A 19162-nucleotide genomic window follows, 5' to 3' on the forward strand; every position below is an offset into this window, starting at 1 on the left:
CAACCGGCCGCCTCCTCGATCGCGATTTGGCCCTGATGGCGCCGACTATGCTGGGTGCACCAGCAGTACGATTTCGGAGGTTGCAATGCAGATCACCAGCGTCGGCCACGCAGGATTTCACATCCAGACCGAGGCCGGATCCATCCTGTGTGATCCATGGGTGACCCCGACGTATTTCGCGTCCTGGGTGCCGTTCCCCGACAACACCGAGTTGGACTGGGACGCGCTGGGCAATTGCGACTACCTCTACGTTTCGCACCTGCACAAGGATCACTTCGATCCGAAGAACCTGATCGCGCACGTCAACAAGGACGCCACCGTCCTGCTCCCCGATTACCCGGTGCCGGACCTCAAACGTGAGCTCGAGAAGCTCGGCTTCCACAAGTTCTTCGAGACGGAAGACTCCGTCAAGCACACAGTCAGCGGTCCCAAGGGCGATCTCGACATCATGATCATCGCTTTGCGCGCTCCCGCGGACGGTCCGATCGGTGACTCAGGCCTGGTCGTCTCGGACGGGGAGACCACCTGTTTCAACATGAACGACGCCAGGCCCGTCGACCTGGACCCGCTGACCGACGCCTTCGGGAAGGTCGACATCCATCTGCTGCAGTACTCGGGCGCGATCTGGTACCCGATGGTCTACGACATCCCGAAGGGCACCAAGCGCAACTTCGGGAAGCAGAAGCGTCAGCGCGGCATGGACCGTTGCCGCAACTACATCGCCCAGGTCGACGCTGCCTGGGTTGTCCCGTCGGCCGGCCCGCCGGTCTTCCTCGACGACGACCTGCGTTACCTCAACGACGATCACGGCGACGAGGGAAACATCTTCCCCGACCAGATCACGTTCCTCGAGCAGATGCGCATCAACGGCAACGATCGTGGTCTGCTGATGATCCCCGGCTCGGCCGTCGAACTTCGGGGGAGCGAGAAGGTCGCCCTGACGCATCCCATCCCGGACGCGGACGTCGACAAGATCTTCTCGAACAAGGCCGAGTACATCGAGAAGATGGCGCAGAAGATGGCACCGGTCATCGCCGCGCAGAAGGCTACGTGGGCTCCGGCCGAAGGCGAGCCGCTGCTCGACGGTCTGAAGGCCAAGTTCGAGCCGATCATGGCGCAGTCCGATCTGATCTGCGACGGAATCGGCTACCCCGTCGGACTCGTGATGGGAGAGGAGACTGTCGTCCTCGACTTCCCGAAGCGGATCGTTCGCGAGCCCATCGACGGAGAAGGTAAGTACCGCTACGGCTTCCGCATTGCTCCCGAACTGGTTCGCACCGTTCTGCGTGACGACGAGCCAGACTGGGTCAACACCATTTTCCTGTCGACACGCTTCACGGCGTGGCGCATCGGTGGGTACAACGAGTTCCTCTACACGTTCTTCAAGTGCCTCACCGACGAACGCATCGCATACGCCGACGGCTGGTTCGCCGAGGCGCACGACGACAGTGCGTCTATCGAGTTGGGTGGCTACGAGATTCAGCGTCGTTGCCCCCACCTCAAGGCTGACCTGTCGAAGTTCGGTGTCGTCGACGGCACCAACCTCACCTGCGATCTGCACGGCTGGCAGTGGGATCTCGAGACCGGCCGCTGCAAGACGTCCAAGGGCCACGAGCTGCGCACCAGCAAGCTGAGCTGAACCGAGCTCGTCGGGTGACGGGATACAGCAGGTCGCTGATCGGCCTGGCGACAGCGCTCGCCGGGTTGGCCGGATACGTCGACGCGCTCGGATTCATCACGCTCGGTGGGCCTTTCGTTTCGTTCATGAGCGGCAACATGACGCAGGCGAGCGTCGCATTTGCCGACGGGGTGTGGTCGACCGCGCGGGTGGCAGGCGGCATCATCGTGCTCTTCCTCCTGGGAATCGCGCTGGGAACCGTCGTCACCCACTTCACGGAGCGGTACTCCGTCCGGACGCGCAAGGTCACGGTGCTTGCGGTTGTGGCTGGACTGCTGGCCATCGGTTCGGTGATGAGCAGCCTCGACGTCACCCCAGGCGCGATTTCCGCGATGGCCCTGGCGATGGGAGCCGTCAACTCGGTGTTCCAACGCGACGGTGAGGTGACGATCGGTGTCACGTACATGACCGGTGCGCTGGTCAAGATGGGCCAGCGTCTCACCGGAGCCTTTCTGGGCGGCCCGAAGTGGGCGTGGCTGCAGCACTTCGGGATGTGCGCGGGGTTGATCGCGGGCGCGGTAGTCGGTGCGCTCGTTCATCGGTGGATCGGCCTTCACGCTCTGTGGCCTGCTTCGGCATTCACGGTTCTTCTGATCGCCGTCGCGTGGCGGGTCTCGCCCCCGGCGCCGGCACAGGTGTAGAAAGAGCGGGGTACACAAGCCGGAGTGCGGGGGAACTGTGGATGCTCTGATCATCGTTGTGCTGGGACTACTCGGAATCGTCGCCGCCTCGACGCTGGGGGCGCGGATCGGAGTCGCGGCGCCGCTGATTCTGGTGATGGCCGGGATCGTTGTCAGCCTCCTCCCCTTTGTCCCAGCAGTGGACATCGATCCGGAATGGATTCTCGCGGGTGTGCTTCCGCCGCTGCTGTACTCAGCTTCGGTCTCGATGCCGTCGATGGAGTTTCGGCGTGAATTCGGTGCTATCGGTGGGCTCTCAGTTCTCCTCGTCGTGGTGAGTGCGCTTGTTCTGGGTGTGTTCTTCTCCTGGGTGATACCAGGACTCGGCATCTGGTGGGGCATTGCACTCGGCGCGATCGTGAGCCCGACGGATGCCGTCGCGACGTCCATCGTCAAGAAACTCCCGGTCTCGCCGCGGGTGGTGTCGATCCTCGAAGGCGAAAGCCTGCTCAACGACGCTACCGCTCTGGTCCTGTTGCGTACTGCCATCGCCGGAGCGGCCGCGTCGGTATCGCTGTGGAGTGTGTTGGGCAAGTTCGCTTTTGCCGTCGTCGTGGCCGCGGTCATCGGTGTTGTCGTCGGCAAGGTCAACCTGATGGTTCGTGCCCGTGTCACCGACTCGACGGTCAACACGGTCATCTCGTTCACGGTGCCGTTTCTGGCCGCGATCCCCGCCGAAGAGTTGGGTGCATCGGGGTTGGTTGCTGCCGTTGTGGCCGGGCTCGTCACCGGCTACGACGCTCCTCGGAAGCTTTCGCCGCGTCATCGGTTGTCGGACTCCCAGAACTGGCGCACAGTCGAACTGGTCCTCGAAGGTGCGATCTTCCTGGTGATGGGCCTCGAACTCTCGTCGATAGTCGACGATGTCCGGGTCGACCACGAGGGAATACCTACCGCATTCTTCGTCGCTGCGGGTGCACTGTTCCTCACGATCTTGGTTCGGGCTCTGTACGTCGCGCCGCTACTGCGAGCACTCCAGGCGCGGGCGAACTTTCGCGAACGCATGAAACCCAGACTCTCCGACATCGCGAATCGTCTCGAAAATCCAGAGGATTACCCACCGGACGAAGGGCGGCGTAGCAGGCGCCGGGCGCCTTCGGCGAATCAGATGGAACGGTTCAAGATTCGGGTGCGGCGGACGGTTGCCGATATCGATTACTACCTTGCCGCGCCGTTGGGATGGCGTGAAGGGACGATCGTCATCTGGGCCGGTATGCGCGGAGCGGTCACTCTGGCTGCCGCGCAGACTCTTCCGGAAGACACTCCGAGTCGATCGCTTCTGATCTTGGTGGCGTTCCTGGTCGCAGCCGGCTCGTTGATCCTTCAGGGTGGGACGTTGAAGCGCGTCGTAGTGGCGGTCGGTCCGGCAGCGCAGGACCTCACCGATTCCGAACTCGACGAACATCGACGTTTGCTCGCTCTACTCGAGGATGCTTCTGCGAGTTTCGTTCCACCCGAAGGGCAGTCGAAGAAGAAGACCCGGCTCGATGTGATCGACGCGCAGCGCCAAGCGCTACTCGACGCGCGGGACGACGGCCTGTTCGACGCACGGATGCTCGGATCGGCACTGGCCGCGCTGGATGCCGATCAGATCAGCCTCGAACTCAAGGGCGGTCCGGACGGTTGATCACGTGCACAGTCTCTTTCGAGCAGACGTCATCATTGCCCGCGTGATCACGCCGTGCAGTACCTGAACTGGTGCGAAGTAGATTCGGCCCGCGCGGTTCTTCAGCTCCACGGCAGTGACGACGTGCAGGAGACCGGCGTCGTTGTCGGCCTGAACCGAGGCGACGAATCGTAGGTGTTTCTCGTCCGCCTCGATGAGGGCCTCGCCGTCGGCGATCTTGTCGACGGTAAAGGTGTCCGGGCGTCCCTTGGCGATGCCGAGCAGTCCGACTACCCGCTCCCTGAGCCAGAACATCGCGAGGACTGGTGCGGGGACATTCCTGACGTCGAAGACGGCCTGCGCCCACTCCTCGGAAGTATGGGTCGGAACAGACGGGATGGTGATCGTGGTGGCTTCTGCCCAGTCCGGTGCAGACATTGCCTTGAATGCGAGTGTCATTTCATCCTCCGTACGGTGCCGTATGGAACTTACCCATACGGTACCGTACGGAGGTGACGAATGCCCGCGCCCGACTCTCCCGCGATCAATGGATCGATGCTGCTTTCGAGGCTCTGACCAGCCACGGGCCAGGTGCCGTCGCTGTGGAGAAGGTGGCACGCACGCTGGGATCGACCAAGGGTTCCTTCTATTGGCACTTTGCGAACCGTGACGAATTGCTGCAGGCTGCGCTCGATCGATGGGAAGTTCTGGCAACCGAGCGACTGATCTCTTCCGTCGAGGCCTCCGGCGAACCGGCAGAGGTGAGGTTGCGTCGCCTGGTCGACGCGGTCACAACCGGACTGGCCGGTCGCCGTGCGGAGTTGGAACTGCTTGCCGGGATCGACCATCCTGTGGTTTCGGCGGCGGTTCGACGTGTCACCGAGCGTCGAGTCGCCTACATCGTGACGTTGTTGGTCGATCTGGGGATGGACAGGCAGAAAGCGGAACATCGTGGCGTACTTGCCTATTCGATGTACCTGGGGCAGATGCAATTGGTGCACAGTGCGCCAGATGTGGTTCCTGGCAGCGGTGCGGACGCTCACGCGCTCGCCGACGAGTTCGTGAGCATGGTTCTGGCCGGGTAAGTCCGCCATCGAATGCAGCGTGATCTGCGCATCACCCTGCGCTTTCAGGTGAGGGACCACACATTGCGCGTAACCCATAGTTACAGATACTTTGAGGTCAGCTGAAGTGGGGTGCCGGGTATGTCGGCATTTCCCGGAGGCGCAAAACCGTTTCACGACAGGAAGAAAGGTGACTCACCATGAGCGTTGTGCTTATTTCGTTGCTGGTCGCCGCTGGACTCACCGTGCTGGCCACCAGTGACGGTGCCGGTCTGGACTTCGGGAGTCGGCAGCTGAACCGCCAGTTGAAGACCCGCACGCACCGGTAACCCCGGAAATCGGCCGGCTCCACGCGATACTTCGCGGAGCCGGCCTTTTGCGTTGTCCGGTCAGTTCACCCCGAGATCTGCCAGCCAGGCCCGCGTGCTGCGGGCAGTGATACCCAAGGCAGCAGTAGAACCCGTCGCGGAGTCGAACGCGACGCTGTCGGCAGATTCGAGTCCCGTGTAGAGCTGGGAAACCCCGGCTGCTGCACCCGCTCCGATGATCGGCGCAATCGATGCACCGAAGGCATCGGGTGTTACGGCTTCGAAAGTTACCGCGCGCGAGAAGTGTTCGGCGAATGCCTCGGCCAATTCGATACCGGTGATCGCCGGAATCTGTCCGATGTCGACCGCGTCCGGTGCTACGTCGAGAGTCAGGGCCGCGACGGCTGCATCAGCGACGTCGAGATGTGAACTCCATGTGACCGCGAGATCGGCACGCAGTGGGTAACGCAGGACGCCTTCGTCTTTCACTCCCGACAGCACAGTGGGCAGAAGAAGATTCTCGAGGAACAAACGTGGGGTCAGAACGGTCACCGCGATGCCTTCGGCGCGAAGTCCGTCGACGAGCTCGGAGAGAACGGGTGTGTTGGGACCGGCAAGCGGCGAAGTAGCGTCGCCGATCACCGTGCCGCTGGTAGAGATCACGAACCGCGAAGGGCGCGCCGCTCTCGCTGCAGCCAGAACATTGTGGGCATAACCAGCTAGCGTCTCGGTGTCGCCGGCGAGTGGCAGGTGAAAGAACACCCCGTCCGCCCCGCGATAAGCGTCGGCGAGAGAGTCGACTGACGCATTGTCCGCGACGACGGTGTTCGCACCCTCGAACGTCTGGTCAGGGTTACGGGTAATTGCTCGGACTTCGGCCCCTGCCGATCCGGCGAGAGCCGCGACCAATCCTGCGAGAACGGGAGAGCCCTGTGCGCCGGTGGCGCCATGCACTGTGTAAGTCATGACGCCTATAGTTCACATCGGGAACCAGTTACTTCAAGTGAACTAATGGGGAATCGATGAGTGAATCAGGTCACGTGCTTCCGGAGTGCGGCGTCGCGCGCTTCCTGCTGGTCCTGGACGGACCGTGGGCAACGCTGATCGTTCGTGAGCTCACGCACGGCCCCATGCGCTTCACGGAACTACGACGCGCTTTGCCCGGCATCAGTCCAAGGACACTGTCGGCTAGGCTCAAACGTTTCGAGGAGTTCGACCTGGTGACCCGGACTGCTTACGCCGAGGTGCCGCCGCGAGTGGAGTACGAACTCACCGCGACGGGGATGGAACTGCGCTCCGTGCTCGAAGCGATGGTCGAGTGGGCGGATCTGGCACTCCCCGTTTCCTGAGGTGCCCTCAGCGCGGGCCCGAAAGTCCAACTCGCAGAGCGCCACAGGACTCGAACATCGCGTCTTGTCCGGTGTGGCCGACGCCGGTGGTGTTGACGAAGGCATGGATCAAACCGCTGTGACGCCTCAGTGCGACCGGGACTCCGGCCTCTCGCAGCCGGTTCGCATACGCTTCGCCCTCGTCGCGTAGTGGGTCGAAACCGGCGACCGCAACGTACGCGGGCGGTAGGCCGGCCAGGTCCGGAGTGAGCAGCGGTGAGACTCGCGGGTCGAGAGCCGAAGTGCCGCCCGACAGGTAATGGGCTGCATACCAGTCGAGTTGGGCGTCGGTGAGAAAGAAGTCGGTGCCGAACATCTTGTGCGACGGGCGCTTCGACGAAAGGTCCACCCAGGGAAAGAAGAGCAGTTGGAATGCGGGTTTGACGTCGTCTTCGGTCGTGGACTGCGCGACGACGGCAGCCAGGTTCCCGCCGGCGCTGTCTCCGCCCACTGCAATGGATTTCGGATCGACGCCCAGTTCCGCGGCATGTTCGACGCAGTACCGGAATGCGGCGACGGCGTCGTCGACCCCGGAGGGAAAGGGGAACTCCGGTGCCAGCCGGTAGTCCACCGACAGCACACTGACTTCGCCGTGGCGGGCCAGGAAGCGGCACACACTGTCGCCGCTCTCGAGGCTGCCGAGGACGAACCCGCCGCCGTGGAAGTACACCAAAAGTGGAGCGGGCGTGGAGACCCCGGCCGGGCGATACAGCCGAGCGGAAATCGCGTGGTCTCCGGCCGGGATCTCGAGGTCGCGAACCGTTTCGATGTCGATGGGCGTACCGCCGAACAGTCGCGATTCGGCGTCGATCTGAGCTCGTCCCTCTTCGACCGGAAGATGCTCGAAGCTCGTACCTTCCACTGCCGACAGCAATCGCAGTGCAAGCTGGATCTCGGGGTGCAGAGTCTGTCCGTCGATCTCCTTCGGCTTGCCACCGAGAATGCGCTGCGCGCCGGTCGGTAAGGCGCCAACGACATCGAGCACCACCCGCGCAACACGATCTTGGACAGACATCTTCTCCGTGGACATACTCGCCTTCCGTCGGCTGATCACCCGTCGCTTGTACGTTACGAAAGAACTGGACAAATATCCAGGAACTTCGACGCTCGCGATCAGCTTGCCGGCGTCACCGTGACTGTGACGGGGCCCGCGTCGTCCGCGGTTTCCACTGTGAGAAGCCGGCTTTGGGGATTCCAGTTCACGATGTCGGCGCCTGCGACGTCGACGCCGCCGGGAAAGCCGCTCTCGGGTAGGTAGATCTCGGTCGGTGCCGTCACCGCGGGGTTCGGGGTGAACGTCAACTGAAGGCGGTCGACGCTCGAGGACCATTCGGTGGGTGTGCCAGCGACGGCACGCGGATACGGCTTGTTCAGGGTGTCGACGAGGAGTGTTTGTGTTCCGTCCGGCAGGTACGGGCCCCAAGGCCCGGGATCACTGGACCAGTACGAGACGCCCGCGCCGAGTTCTCGGGCGGTCGTGTAGACGCGGTCGATGTAGTCGGTTGCGCCGGGCAGTGTTGTGTCGAGCCCGAATTCGCCGAGAATGACCGGGACGCCGCCGAGTACGTTTCCGGCTATGTGTTCGACGCTGTCGCGCCAGGTGTCGATGGTCGCGTCGGTGAGTGTGCGTGAGAGGCCGGAGTATCCGTCACCGAGGTCGAGGGGCAGTGGGTACAGGTGTGGGCAGTAGGCGATTCGCTGTTCGCCGGCTCGTGGGTCGTTGATCTTCGTCAGTCCGCTGGGGACACCTTGGTTGACGCCGACGGCCTGCGGGGCCACGCACACCCAGCTGTCCTGATCGACTTCCCTGATGGCGTTGGTGGTTCGCTGATACAGGGCAGCGAGGGGCCCGCCTTCGAATGCGGGGCCTTGGAGGGAACCGCCCCACGGCTCGTTCATCAGGTCGTATGCCACGACGGTGTCATTGCCTGCGAAACGTTCGGCCACCGCCTGCCATGCCTTCGCGTAGTGCTCGACCAGTTCGGGGTGTTGGCCGGTGGTGTTCCAGAAGTTGTCGAATGCGCGCATCACGCCGGGTTGGATGTAGTACAGCTCCCAGCGGTCTTGAGGGCTGACCGGAAGGCCGTCCATGTATGTCGCCCAGGCCGGTGCGCCGTTGCCGATGTTGCCTGCGCCGTTGCCGCTGTTGCCCTCTGGTGTGATCGCGCCGGAGTAGACGTCTTGATGCATGTCGAGCATGACCTTGTAGCCGCGCTCGGCGTACCAGCTGACCCGGTCCTCGACGCGGTCGAGATACGCCTGGTCGTACTGTCCTGGTTCCGGTTCGACCGAACGCCAGGAGATCAGGAACCGCACGAAATTTGTTCCCATGTCGGCATGTTCGCGTTCGAGGTCGGCTTCGGTGAACTTCGGCATGCCGTCGGGTGCGCTTTTTGCGCTCGACGCCGTGTTGAACCCTCGCAGGATCAAGGAGCGGCCGGCGTCGTCGGTCAGGTACGACGGCGGCACGTCCGTGCCGCCGGCGCTCCCCGACGTGGGCAGGCTGCCCTGAGCCGCGGCAATGCCGCCGCCCAGTGTCAGTGAGCCCGCGACTATCAATGCTGAGAGCGGGATACGGCGCACGGAAACTCCTCCTGGATGTGTGGATGGATTGACTTGTCCGACTGAGGATTCAGCCCTGGTCTTGATCACTCGGTGTCGATTCACGTCGGTTGGCTTACGCTGGTACGCCCGTTTTCGATGTGTCCGACGAGCACGCGCTTGAATTCAAGATCTTCGTCGACCGTCACGGTGGCCTGATACCAGCCGTCCACCGACGCCACCGCCCACCGGCCGCGTGCGCCGGCAGCGAGCTTCCGTCGGTCTCCGTCGACGTCGACGGAGAGTGCACGACTTCCGGAATTGTTCGCGGTCAGTACAAGCGCGCGCGACCCTGCGTCGATGGTTGTCGAGACGTCGAGCGAGGCTGCCGCACTGTCTGTAGCTCCACTGAACTCGCGCCTGAAACCATTGGGACCCACCAGGGTCAGGCTGTAGACGCGATCACTGAGCGCAACGGTGTCATCGACCTCGCCCAGGAGGTCGTAATGCCGTGGCTCGTCGAACTCACCTGCGTACGGGTACAAGGCCAGGTGAGTTGATGCGGCACCGGCATTGACCAGATGGACCGTCAACGAGCCGGTTTCCGGGTTCACCGTCGTGTAGGCGTCGGGCTGATAGGGAAGGGCCCGTGCTGGTCGAGTGCCGCTTTCCTGCAGGGGCATTCTCTGTTCGGTGGGTGGGGTCGGTGTCCACCGCGGTTCCAGAGGCGGAGTGGGCTGCGGGCGCGCCAAAGTCGGTCGGCTACGCGGGTTGGCGAAGTCGAACGCCGACGTCAGGTCGCCACTCACCGTGCGTCGCCACGGGTCGATTTCCGGCTGCGTGATTCCGAACCGCTTCTCCAGGAATTGTGTGACGGACGTGTGGTCGAACACTTGTGAACAAACGAAACCGCCAACAGTCCACGGCGAGATGATCGTCATCGGCACCCTCGGGCCGAGGCCGAGCGGCTGATTGCCGACCCATTCGGTTTCGACCGAGCGCGGTGGTCGAGGTGGCGGTACATGGTCGAAGTACCCGTCGTTCTCGTCGAAGTTGACGATCACGGCCGTCTTCGCCCACAGATCGGGATCGGAGGCGACGGCGTCGAGCACTTGATAGAGCAGTGTTGCGCTCGCCGCAGGTGACGATCCCGATGGGTGCTCCGAATCCACTTCGGACGGAACGAGATAACTGACTTGCGGCAGTCGGCCCGACTCGACGTCCTTCCTGAACTCGGCGGCCAGTGTGCCGGGCCGGGATCGGTACAGTGCGCGATCGTAGAGTTGGCGATCAGCAGGCGACAGTTGGTCTGCAGCATTATCGAGGGCCAGTACCGCTGAGTCCTGGACCGGCGCCGGCATCGACGGCAGGGCGAGATAGAACCCGGCCAAGGTCTGCAGTTCGTAAGGGAGCAGGCTTGGCCGACCAAGCAGCCCTGCCGCCACTTTCTTGAAGGCAGTGAAGTATTCGAGGTTGTTGTCTCCGAAGTTGTCCCACTCTTGGTAGGTCTTCCAGGAAATGCCGGCGGACTGCAACCGCTCGGGAACCGTCGTCCATCCGTACCCGGCGTGCCAGGGGTTGTAGGCCGCATTGGTTACAGCTCTTCCCTCGGGGCCGGGCGGATCCGAAGGCAGGACGGACTCGGTTGGATTCGGCGAAAGTGGCTCGTATCCGGTGTATCCAGAGACCCAATAGTTCCGGTTGGGGCTCGTCGACGTCGGAACGGAGCAGTGGTAGGCGTCGCAGATCGTGAACGAGTCCGCCAGTTCGTAATGAAAGGGAATGTCTTGCCGGTCGTAGTACGCCATCGTCGTACCGGTTTTTGCCGCAATCCAACCGTCGTGCCAGCCGTCGGCGAGTGCGGCATGTCCGCCCGCCCAGCTGTGATCCAGCCCGGTGACGTTCTGGGTGTCCATGCGTTGTGCCGCAGCGGAATCGCGGATGGGGAAGGGGAGCACCGGACCGGTAGGTCCGGGTTGTTCGAAGACGCTTTGGCCGCTGCGTAGACGCAACGCATTCGGATCCCCGAAGCCGCGAACACCCCTCAGAGCGCCGTAGTAGTGGTCGAAAGATCTGTTCTCCTGCATGACGAGGACTACATGCTCGATCGAATCGAGCCCGCCGGAGTTCGCGGGTGTCGCCAGTGCACGTTGAAGCGACGGCGGCAGAAGGGAAGCGGCGGCGACTGCAGTCGCGCCGACCCCGGCGGCGAGAAACGACCGTCGAGAAAAGGAATTCCTGGACACTTGTGCTCCATCGATCAATCAATCAGTGCTATGACTACGGCCGCGACATGCTGTTGCCGCTGCTCCGAATCGGTGCAGCGGCAACAGTGTCGAGAGAAATGCGATCAGGAACCGAAGAGACCGCCCAGCGAACCGAGGCTGCCCGAGCCGCCGTTTCCGCCATCATCAGGCGCAGCAGAAACCTTTACGACGGATTCGTCCGACGCAGACTGCGTGAATCCGCTTCGCCCGGCGTATGCCGCCTTGATCGGATGATCGCCCGTCGATGCGAAAGTGTGCGTCAGTCGCGCCACACCGTCGACTCCGACGACAACGGGTTGTCCGATGGGTTGGTCACCGTCGAAGAACTGAACCGAACCCCCGCCCGGATTAGGACTGACCGTTGCGGAAAGTTCTGCCGCGACATTCTGCTTGGCCGTCGCGGGAGCTGCCAGTGAGGTCGAGGTGGTGACATCGGACGGCGCGGGATCAGACACGGTGACGGTTTGGGCCGATGCCATCGACGGCATGAATCCTGTTGCGCCGGAGTAGTAGGCCGACACTGCATGAGATCCGGCCGAGGTGAATGCGTGTTCCAGAGTGGCTTTTCCGTCAGCGCCCACCGGGATCGGGGCACCGATATTTGCAGCGCCATCCTTGAACTGGAGAGTGCCACCAGTGGGGGTCGGCGTGACCTGCGCCCTCAGCGACACCGATACGCCCGTCTTTGCATCGGTAGGAACGTTCACGGCAGTGTCGGTTTGCTTGACGACAGGTGCGGCAGTCACCGTGACCATCGCCTCTGTCGAGTTGGAACTCTGGAATCCGTTGACTCCCTGGAACGTTGCGGAGACCCGCGCGGTTCCGGCGGTGAAGAAGGTATGCGGTAGCCGGGCAGTGCCGTCGGCACCGGGCGTGACAGGTGTACCGACGTCAGCGCCGTCCACCCTGAACTGCACGTTTCCGTTGACCGGAGCCGGATCCACCTTTGCGACAAGCTCTGTCGGTGTGCTGGCTTGGATCGAGTCGGGCATCTGGATTGTGGTGGTTGTCGGTTGGCTGACGTAGATGGTGGTCAGGGCCTGCCCACCGGCGTTGAGGCCGGAGTTCCTGTTGTCCCGCGGGGAGCAGTTGTAGCGCTCCCAGTAGTTGACTGTGAAGACATCCTTCTCGCGCTGGACGAATGTGAGCGCATTTCGGTCGTCGTCGTAGTTGGCGGAGCCGGGATCGGAAACTCGCAGCGAAGGCTTGATCTCGCTACCAGCCGCACCGGCTTTGACTGTGACGTCGACTGCGGGGAGTCGGAACTTGGTGTTGGCACCGACGATGATGCCGTCACTCGATCGAACCGCGGAGGACGGACCGTTTCCGATGGTCCGATTCGATCCGGAGATACGCAGGTGCGTACCGGATGCCGATGGATTACCGCCGTCGTCGATCTGTGTGACTGTTGGAGTGGCACTGTCGGATCCGAGGCCGTACGCACTGTCCGCCACAAGCTGCGAACTCACGAATTCGACGCCCGACGGGATGTCGAAGTCGTACTTGATCCGGGCCCAATGCACGACTCCACGGCTGGCATGGCCGCCGCCGTTTGCCTTCATCTCGTTCGGCTGCACGCGGTAGGTGACGGTCTCACCTGGTGCCGCGGTGGTCGGTGCGGTGATGGTGACCCCCGAGCCGAGCGTCTCGTTGAACGTGATCGGGCTTGCCGCACCGTCCATCTCGCGCACATGGCATGCAGTTGTGAAGGCCACGCTCTTGGTCTCGGGGGCAGCAGCGGCGGTCCCGCCGCCGACGATGGAGAACAATCCGCCGGCCAGTACCGAGACGGTTGCAATCGCAGAGCCGCGTAACAGTTTCGAGTTCATCGACGAATCCTGGTTTCTGCTCACAGTTTTCAAGACCCGAATCCGGGGGTACCAAGGCTGCCGAGGCTACCGGTGCCAGGCTCGGGCTCGGACGGTTCGACCACGTTGATCGTCACGGCGCCCGACATCGATTCCATGAAACCGGCAGATCCCGTGTAGTACGCCGTGATGTTGTGGTCGCCCGCTGTTGTCATCGTGCGGTTGGCCTTCGCGACGCCGTTGACGACGGCCACCGGAGCGCCGAGGTCGACCCCTCCGTCACGGAACTGCACTGTTCCTCCCGACGGCCAAGGAGTGACCGTTGCCGTCAGCTCCACGGAGTCACCGACGACAGCTTTACCGGGTGCGTCGATTCGCGTCTGTGTCTGAGCGAGGCTGGAGTCGACATTGATCACGGCGAGCGGCTGGCCGCCTGCGTTCAATCCGGCCGAACGATTGTCGCGTGGTGAGCAATTGGTGGTCAGCCAGTATTTGACGCCACCGAGCAGTGTCTCCTGTTGCAGGAAGGTCAGGTAGTTGGCGGCACTGTCGTAGGAACCGGAGTTGGTGTCGGAAACGCGGAGCATGGGCTTGATCTGGGTTCCCACAGCCCCTGACGTGACGGTGACGTCGACTGCCGGGAGCTGGAACGTCTTTCCTCCACCGACCTCGATTCCGCCGCCGCCGTTGTCGTCGGTGTTGGGTCCGTTGCCCGCCGTGATGTTGTTGCCGGAGATACGAAGATGCGTCCCATTCGGATCGGGTGAACCGGCATCGTTCACCCGCGTGATCGTCGGGGCGACCCCACCCAGATTCGAGCTGGTGCCGGCCACGATCTGCGCCCCCACGTAGGAGGTGCCTGCAGGGATGTCGAAATCGAACTTGAGACGCGTCCAGTTCACGACGGACCTGAGGTCGTAGCCGTCATTGGGGACCGTCATCGGCTTGGGGGCGAGTCGGTAGGTGAAGGTCGAGTTCGGCGGAACCACGGTCGGGGCACTGATCGTGACGCCGGAATCACGCGTCTCGTTGTGTGTGATCGGACCGGGGAACTGCCACCCGTGACACGATGCCGTGAACGGAAGGTTCACATCAGCGGCGGATGAAACTCCCGCTCCGCCGACGACCAGGGCAACGCATCCGGTCAAGGATGCGGCCACCCCTACTCCTCGGCGCATCAACGTCGACACCATTCACATTCTCCTTGAGTAGCGCTCGAAAAGATCGAGCTCTCGGCTTGAAGCCGGGTCCGGGAACCGGCCTCGAGCTGACAGAGAAGCGAATACGTCTTCGTCGTTTGCTCACCACCAGCTCAAACCCTGGAGAGGAGTAGAACACAGAGCGAGCCGCAAAATATGCGATTCGGACAAATTGTTGGACAAACGTCCAACCGGCGAAATTTCTCCACTTCACTGACCGCTCTGCACTGCTTTAACGTGGCGTGAAGTGGGCCCGGTAAACGGTCAGGCGATCGCGCGGCGCATCAGTTCTGCCGTCTCCTTGTTGAATGCGACCAGTGTGACCGTCTCGACCTCGGTCTTCGCCGCGCGAATCGCTGAAACGGCCTGTCGGACCGCATCTTCCTTCGGCCAGCCGTAGACCCCTGCCGAGATCAACGGAAAGGCGACGGTACGTGCGCCGATCGAGTCGGCAACGGCGAGACTGCGGGTGTACGCCGACCGAAGCAATCCGGATCGGTCCTCGGAGCGCGAATACCTCGGGCCGACGGTGTGAATCACGGCCTTGGCGTGGAGCTTTCCGGCGGTGGTGGCCACGGCCGCACCCACCGGGAGGCCGTCGGGAAGGCTGGTGTTGCGCAATACCTCGCAGGCCTTCAGGATCTCCGGTCCTCCGGCTCGGTGGATCGCGCCGTCGACACCGCCACCGCCGAGGAGCCTGGAGTTGGCCGCATTGACGATGGCGTCGACGGTCAGCGTCGTGATGTCACCTTCGACGACTGTAATAGCGGGCATGGATCCTCCTGTGTACCCGACGGCTGTGTTTCCGACGGCCGTATCTCCGACTGCCGTGTTCCAGAGTTCACGCTTCGGGCGAGCCCACGGCATAGCCGAGCGTACGTCGTAGGGGTCACGTCCGATCAACATCGAGTATCGCGCCGCAACCGACGGTGTGCGACTGTGCGCCTGAACGCAATGAAGGAGTACGCGCTTTCCCTCGGCCCGCAACGCCTGGACGGTGCGCGCTGCGTCGTCGAGAACGAACTCGAGGTTGGCGTTGGAATCGTGACCGTCGTCGACCAACCAGAACTCGACGTGATCGGAGCTGACCTGCCGTGTTCCCATGCGGCACAGGCTGACCACGGCGTCGTAGTCCGCAGTGGACACCGCATCGACGCCGCCGAGCGTGACGCCGTCGTCATGCGGATGTGTGGTCAGGTGGTGGGTTCCGCGGAATTTCGAGTAATCGAGTTCTGCGGTCGACGGCCATCCGTTCTTGTCGTCGGTACCGCCGCGAGCAGTCTTGATCGCCAGGCGAACCAGATCGGAGGAACGGTATCCCGGCCAGCCGTGCATGATTCGGCGCCAGCGGGCGGGAACAGCCGACGCTCCCCAACGGGCGCCGAGAAGGCCACCCGCGATGGCCGCAGTCGTGTCGGTGTCCCCGCCGGCTCGTACGGCTGCTTCCAATGCGTACTGGAGGTGGCGAGCGTCGGCATTGTCCGTGGAAGTGATGGCCCACCAAGCAGTCTGAAGTGCATGCACCACCCAACCGTTCTTGGAGAAGTCCTGCGGGTTCCCGGTTTCGGCCTGATCGAGCAGCGGGCCCCAGTATTCGGCTACCTCCTGATCGGCAACGGAGAGGAAGCCGCGAACGCCGTCGAAGTTGCCGGCGACAACGGCATGGCGGATGGCATGGGTCCACAACTCACACGCCTGTCCGGCACGCGGGTCGTCGTGCGTGAGTGAACTGATCCGGTGCGCTGCCGACCTGGCACCTTCTGCATCGTCCAAGTAGGAGAGGGCGACGGGAGCAGTCCGCATGAGCGAGCCGTTGCCGGCCTTGCGGCCGCTGATCGCCCGCGCACGATCCGCCATCGCCGCTGCGCTTTCGGAGCGGACGGACAACACTGCTCGCGTCTGGTTGCCGATGTCCGCGGGCTTCGAGTCGTACCACCGGATGAACTGTGCTGCAATGGCATCGAGACCGTCAGAGCTTCCGATGTCGATTCCGGTAGCGGCCACATCGGCGATCGCAACTGCCATCGAGGTGTCGTCGGTCCATTCTCCCGGCGCCCAGTCGAACGGGCCGCCACCGATCATGTCGATCGTGACCTCGGCCTTCGGGTAGGTGAATTCGTAGCCGGCGCCGAGTGCGTCTCCTGCTGCGGTGCCGAGCAGAACGCCGGCCGCTCGATCGGACTGCTGTGCGGTGAGTTTCATAGCCACCTCTTCGGTTCGCGATGATCGTTTGATCAACTTTGCGCTAACCATAGATCATGTTTGAGATAACATGCAAGGGTGAATAAATGGACAGGCACGAGCGGCAAGGGATTGGCGGACTATCCGCGTCCGTCTGTGGCAGTGGACGTCGCGGTGCTGACGTACAGCGGTGGATCTCTGAAAGTTCTGGTGGTTCGGCACCGTCTCGGTGCGCTGGCGCTACCGGGAACGTTTCTGGACGAACGCGAATTGCTCACGGCCGCAGCCGATCGTGCGCTGTCGGTCAAGGCAGAGTTGGCCCAGACGAGCTTCCACCAGTTGGCGATCTTCGACCGACCGGACCGCGACGACCGTGGATGGGTTTTGTCGGTCGCACACACGGCTTGCCTACCGGAATCGGCACTGCCCGATTCGGCGCTTCTCGTCGATGTGTACGACGACGAGGCAGTGAGCGGACTCGCATTCGATCACGCCGACATGGTGCGACTCGCGGTCACGGACCTACGCACGAGGTATGCGTCGTACGTGGATCCGGACGGATTGTCGGGCGGGACGTTCACCGTCGCCGAACTTCGGGGACTGTACGAGGTGATCTTCGATCGTCCGTTCCAGAAGGACAGCTTCCGCCGGCAGGTGATCGACGCGCTCGAAAGTACCGGCGAGATGAGCAGGCCAGGTAACGGCCGACCCGCCGAGACGTACCGGAGGCGGGGTGACGGCGCACTGACTGCGCAGGCAATGGCATTTTTGACCGGATGAAGTGAAACGAATTCTTGCAGTTCTGCTGACCTGACGCGCTGAGCTGGGTAATGTCCGATTGATGGGTGCAGTTTCGAATGAAGCCGAGTCCAAGATTCCGACTGTCGTGTGGGGTACCGGCAACGTCGGGCGTGCATCGATTCGCGCTGTGACAGCCAATCCGGCCCTCGAACTTGTCGGCGTCATCGTTGCCAACCCCGCAAAGGTCGGGCGAGACGCCGGTGACCTCGCCGATCTGGGAGTGCACCTGGGCGTCGCGGCTACCGACGACGCCGATGCCGTGCTCGCAGCGTCCCCCGGCGCGGTGGTCTACGCGGCGTCCGGCGACATTCGGCCCGACGACGCGGTTGCCGACATCACGCGGGCGCTGGCCGCCGGAGCTGTAGTGGTCACGCCGTCGGTATATGCGCTGTACGACCCGAAATCTGCGCCTCCCGAACTTCGTGATCCCGTCGAGGCTGCCGCCAAGACGGGCGGCGGCGCTCTGTTCGTCTCCGGTATCGACCCAGGCTGGGGCAACGACATCCTGCCGATTCTCGTCAGCGGGCTCGCGGGGACAATCGACCAGATCCGGTGTCAGGAAATCTTCGACTACACGACCTACGAACAGCCGGATTCTGTCCGCTACCTGATCGGGATGGGTCAGCCGATGGACTACGAACCTCCGATGGTCGCGCCCAGTGTTCCCTCCATGGTCTGGGGCGGGCAGATTCGGCTCATCGCCCGAGCGCTCGGGGTGGAACTCGACGAGATCCGCGAGACCTTGCTGCGCCGCCCGCTCGAGGAAACCGTGTCGACCGAACATATGGGGGAGTTCGCGGCCGGCACCCAAGGCGCACTGCGATTCGAGGTTCAGGGAATCGTCGGCGGGGAACCCCTGATCGTGATCGAACACGTCACGCGTATTCATCCGTCCTGTGCCCGCGACTGGCCGCTCCCGCCCGAAGGAGGCGACGGCGCGCACAAGGTGATCGTCGAAGGACGACCACGAATCGAGATCAACGTCGAAGCCACCGATGAAGGTGGAAACCGCGCGGCCGGTGGAAATGCCACGGCCGTAGGACGTCTCGTCAACGCAATTCCGTGGCTACGTATGGCTGAACCCGGCCTATACGACGCGCTGGACGTTCCGCTCACACCCGGCGTCGGCAAGCTCGGTGCCCGAAACTCGGAGGTACTCACATGAATATCGACATACCCGAAGGCAAGAACCCGATCGGCTACGTGTGGGGCGAGATGGTTCCCGGCATCGGGCCCGCGGCCGCCGGGTTCTCCCAAAAGGTTTACACGGACGGCACTCTCGGACTCCGCGAGTTCGAGGCGGCCAGGCTTCGGATCGCTCAGATCAACGGGTGCATCTTCTGTCAGGACTGGCGCACCGAGCGTGACGGCGAGACTGTGGAGTCGACGTTCGATCAGTCTGTCACCGACTGGCGCACCACAGATGCCTTCGACGACAGGACACGCCTCGCTGCCGAATACGCCGAGAGATACGCCCTCGACCACCACGGGCTCGACGACGAGTTCTGGGAACGCATGACAGCTCACTACTCCCAGCGAGAAATCGTCGAATTGAGCATGTGCCTCGGATCGTGGTTGGCCTTCGGCCGGCTCAACCACGTCCTCGGCCTCGATACTCAATGTGTGTTGCCCGGCAACTGA

The 19162-nt window shown here is 63.0% G+C and carries 17 protein-coding genes; 9 read left to right on the forward strand and 8 right to left on the reverse strand.

Going from position 1 to position 19162, the window contains the following annotated elements:
- Window positions 1-85 precede the first annotated feature (85 nt).
- From AC1DVN_RS15925 to AC1DVN_RS15935, 3 genes are read left to right on the forward strand one after another with little or no spacing between them, the layout of a single operon-like run.
- A complete protein-coding gene (locus AC1DVN_RS15925) occupies window positions 86-1639 on the forward strand; it encodes an MBL fold metallo-hydrolase (protein ID WP_355332711.1) in 1554 nt (517 codons plus the stop codon).
- A gap of 14 nt (window positions 1640-1653) precedes the next feature.
- Entirely contained in the window at window positions 1654-2319 is a 666-nt protein-coding gene (locus tag AC1DVN_RS15930) for a YoaK family protein (RefSeq protein ID WP_019745905.1), read from the forward strand.
- A gap of 37 nt (window positions 2320-2356) precedes the next feature.
- On the forward strand, window positions 2357-3985 hold the full coding sequence (locus AC1DVN_RS15935; RefSeq protein ID WP_269576694.1) for a cation:proton antiporter: 1629 nt from the start codon (window positions 2357-2359) through the stop codon (window positions 3983-3985).
- On the opposite strand, the gene AC1DVN_RS15940 is transcribed toward AC1DVN_RS15935, so the two are convergent.
- The gene (locus AC1DVN_RS15940) at window positions 3986-4423 is read right to left on the reverse strand and encodes a DUF2867 domain-containing protein (RefSeq protein WP_477846001.1); all 438 of its coding nucleotides are present in this window, start codon (window positions 4421-4423) and stop codon (window positions 3986-3988) included.
- A gap of 53 nt (window positions 4424-4476) precedes the next feature.
- Here AC1DVN_RS15940 and AC1DVN_RS15945 point away from each other — a divergent pair, with 53 nt between their 5' ends.
- Both AC1DVN_RS15945 and AC1DVN_RS15950 read left to right on the forward strand, forming a co-directional pair.
- Window positions 4477-5049, forward strand: coding sequence for a TetR/AcrR family transcriptional regulator (locus tag AC1DVN_RS15945; RefSeq protein ID WP_021333326.1), 573 nt, complete (start codon window positions 4477-4479; stop codon window positions 5047-5049).
- Window positions 5050-5228: 179 nt separating this feature from the next.
- Window positions 5229-5357, forward strand: coding sequence for a hypothetical protein (locus tag AC1DVN_RS15950; RefSeq protein WP_003943237.1), 129 nt, complete (start codon window positions 5229-5231; stop codon window positions 5355-5357).
- 60 nt (window positions 5358-5417) lie between these two features.
- Here the strand turns inward: AC1DVN_RS15950 and AC1DVN_RS15955 are convergent, their stop codons facing one another.
- Window positions 5418-6302 (reverse strand): NmrA family NAD(P)-binding protein, encoded by an 885-nt coding sequence (locus AC1DVN_RS15955; RefSeq protein WP_477846002.1) that lies wholly within the window; start codon window positions 6300-6302, stop codon window positions 5418-5420.
- Between the two features lie 56 nt (window positions 6303-6358).
- Here AC1DVN_RS15955 and AC1DVN_RS15960 point away from each other — a divergent pair, with 56 nt between their 5' ends.
- Complete coding sequence (locus AC1DVN_RS15960; protein WP_019745900.1) at window positions 6359-6685, forward strand: winged helix-turn-helix transcriptional regulator; 327 nt, start codon at window positions 6359-6361, stop codon at window positions 6683-6685.
- Window positions 6686-6692: 7 nt separating this feature from the next.
- Here the strand turns inward: AC1DVN_RS15960 and AC1DVN_RS15965 are convergent, their stop codons facing one another.
- The 6 genes from AC1DVN_RS15965 to AC1DVN_RS15990 form a co-directional block, all read right to left on the reverse strand.
- On the reverse strand, window positions 6693-7754 hold the full coding sequence (locus AC1DVN_RS15965) for an alpha/beta hydrolase (RefSeq protein WP_477994018.1): 1062 nt from the start codon (window positions 7752-7754) through the stop codon (window positions 6693-6695).
- An 83-nt stretch (window positions 7755-7837) separates the two neighbouring features.
- Window positions 7838-9307 carry a cellulase family glycosylhydrolase gene (locus AC1DVN_RS15970; RefSeq protein ID WP_477994019.1) on the reverse strand — a complete coding sequence of 490 codons (1470 nt, stop codon included), beginning with the start codon at window positions 9305-9307 and terminating at the stop codon, window positions 7838-7840.
- 80 nt (window positions 9308-9387) lie between these two features.
- On the reverse strand, window positions 9388-11511 hold the full coding sequence (locus tag AC1DVN_RS15975; RefSeq protein WP_477994020.1) for a phosphocholine-specific phospholipase C: 2124 nt from the start codon (window positions 11509-11511) through the stop codon (window positions 9388-9390).
- Window positions 11512-11615: 104 nt separating this feature from the next.
- On the reverse strand, window positions 11616-13361 hold the full coding sequence (locus tag AC1DVN_RS15980; RefSeq protein WP_264613532.1) for an Ig-like domain-containing protein: 1746 nt from the start codon (window positions 13359-13361) through the stop codon (window positions 11616-11618).
- A 29-nt stretch (window positions 13362-13390) separates the two neighbouring features.
- The gene (locus AC1DVN_RS15985; RefSeq protein WP_021333332.1) at window positions 13391-14500 is read right to left on the reverse strand and encodes an Ig-like domain-containing protein; all 1110 of its coding nucleotides are present in this window, start codon (window positions 14498-14500) and stop codon (window positions 13391-13393) included.
- A 303-nt stretch (window positions 14501-14803) separates the two neighbouring features.
- Window positions 14804-16741, reverse strand: coding sequence for an O-acetyl-ADP-ribose deacetylase (locus AC1DVN_RS15990; protein WP_477994021.1), 1938 nt, complete (start codon window positions 16739-16741; stop codon window positions 14804-14806).
- A 78-nt stretch (window positions 16742-16819) separates the two neighbouring features.
- On the opposite strand from AC1DVN_RS15990, the gene AC1DVN_RS15995 reads away from it, so the two are divergent.
- From AC1DVN_RS15995 to AC1DVN_RS16005, 3 genes are all read left to right on the forward strand, one after another.
- Window positions 16820-17500, forward strand: a complete 681-nt coding sequence (locus tag AC1DVN_RS15995; protein ID WP_477994022.1) for an NUDIX hydrolase — start codon at window positions 16820-16822, stop codon at window positions 17498-17500.
- Window positions 17501-17561: 61 nt separating this feature from the next.
- A complete protein-coding gene (locus tag AC1DVN_RS16000; protein ID WP_477994023.1) occupies window positions 17562-18686 on the forward strand; it encodes an NAD(P)H-dependent amine dehydrogenase family protein in 1125 nt (374 codons plus the stop codon).
- Window positions 18683-19162 (forward strand): carboxymuconolactone decarboxylase family protein, encoded by a 480-nt coding sequence (locus tag AC1DVN_RS16005; protein WP_003943220.1) that lies wholly within the window; start codon window positions 18683-18685, stop codon window positions 19160-19162. Before AC1DVN_RS16000 ends, AC1DVN_RS16005 begins: the two co-directional genes overlap by 4 nt.

The organism is Rhodococcus sp. P4_E4 (assembly GCF_056401575.1).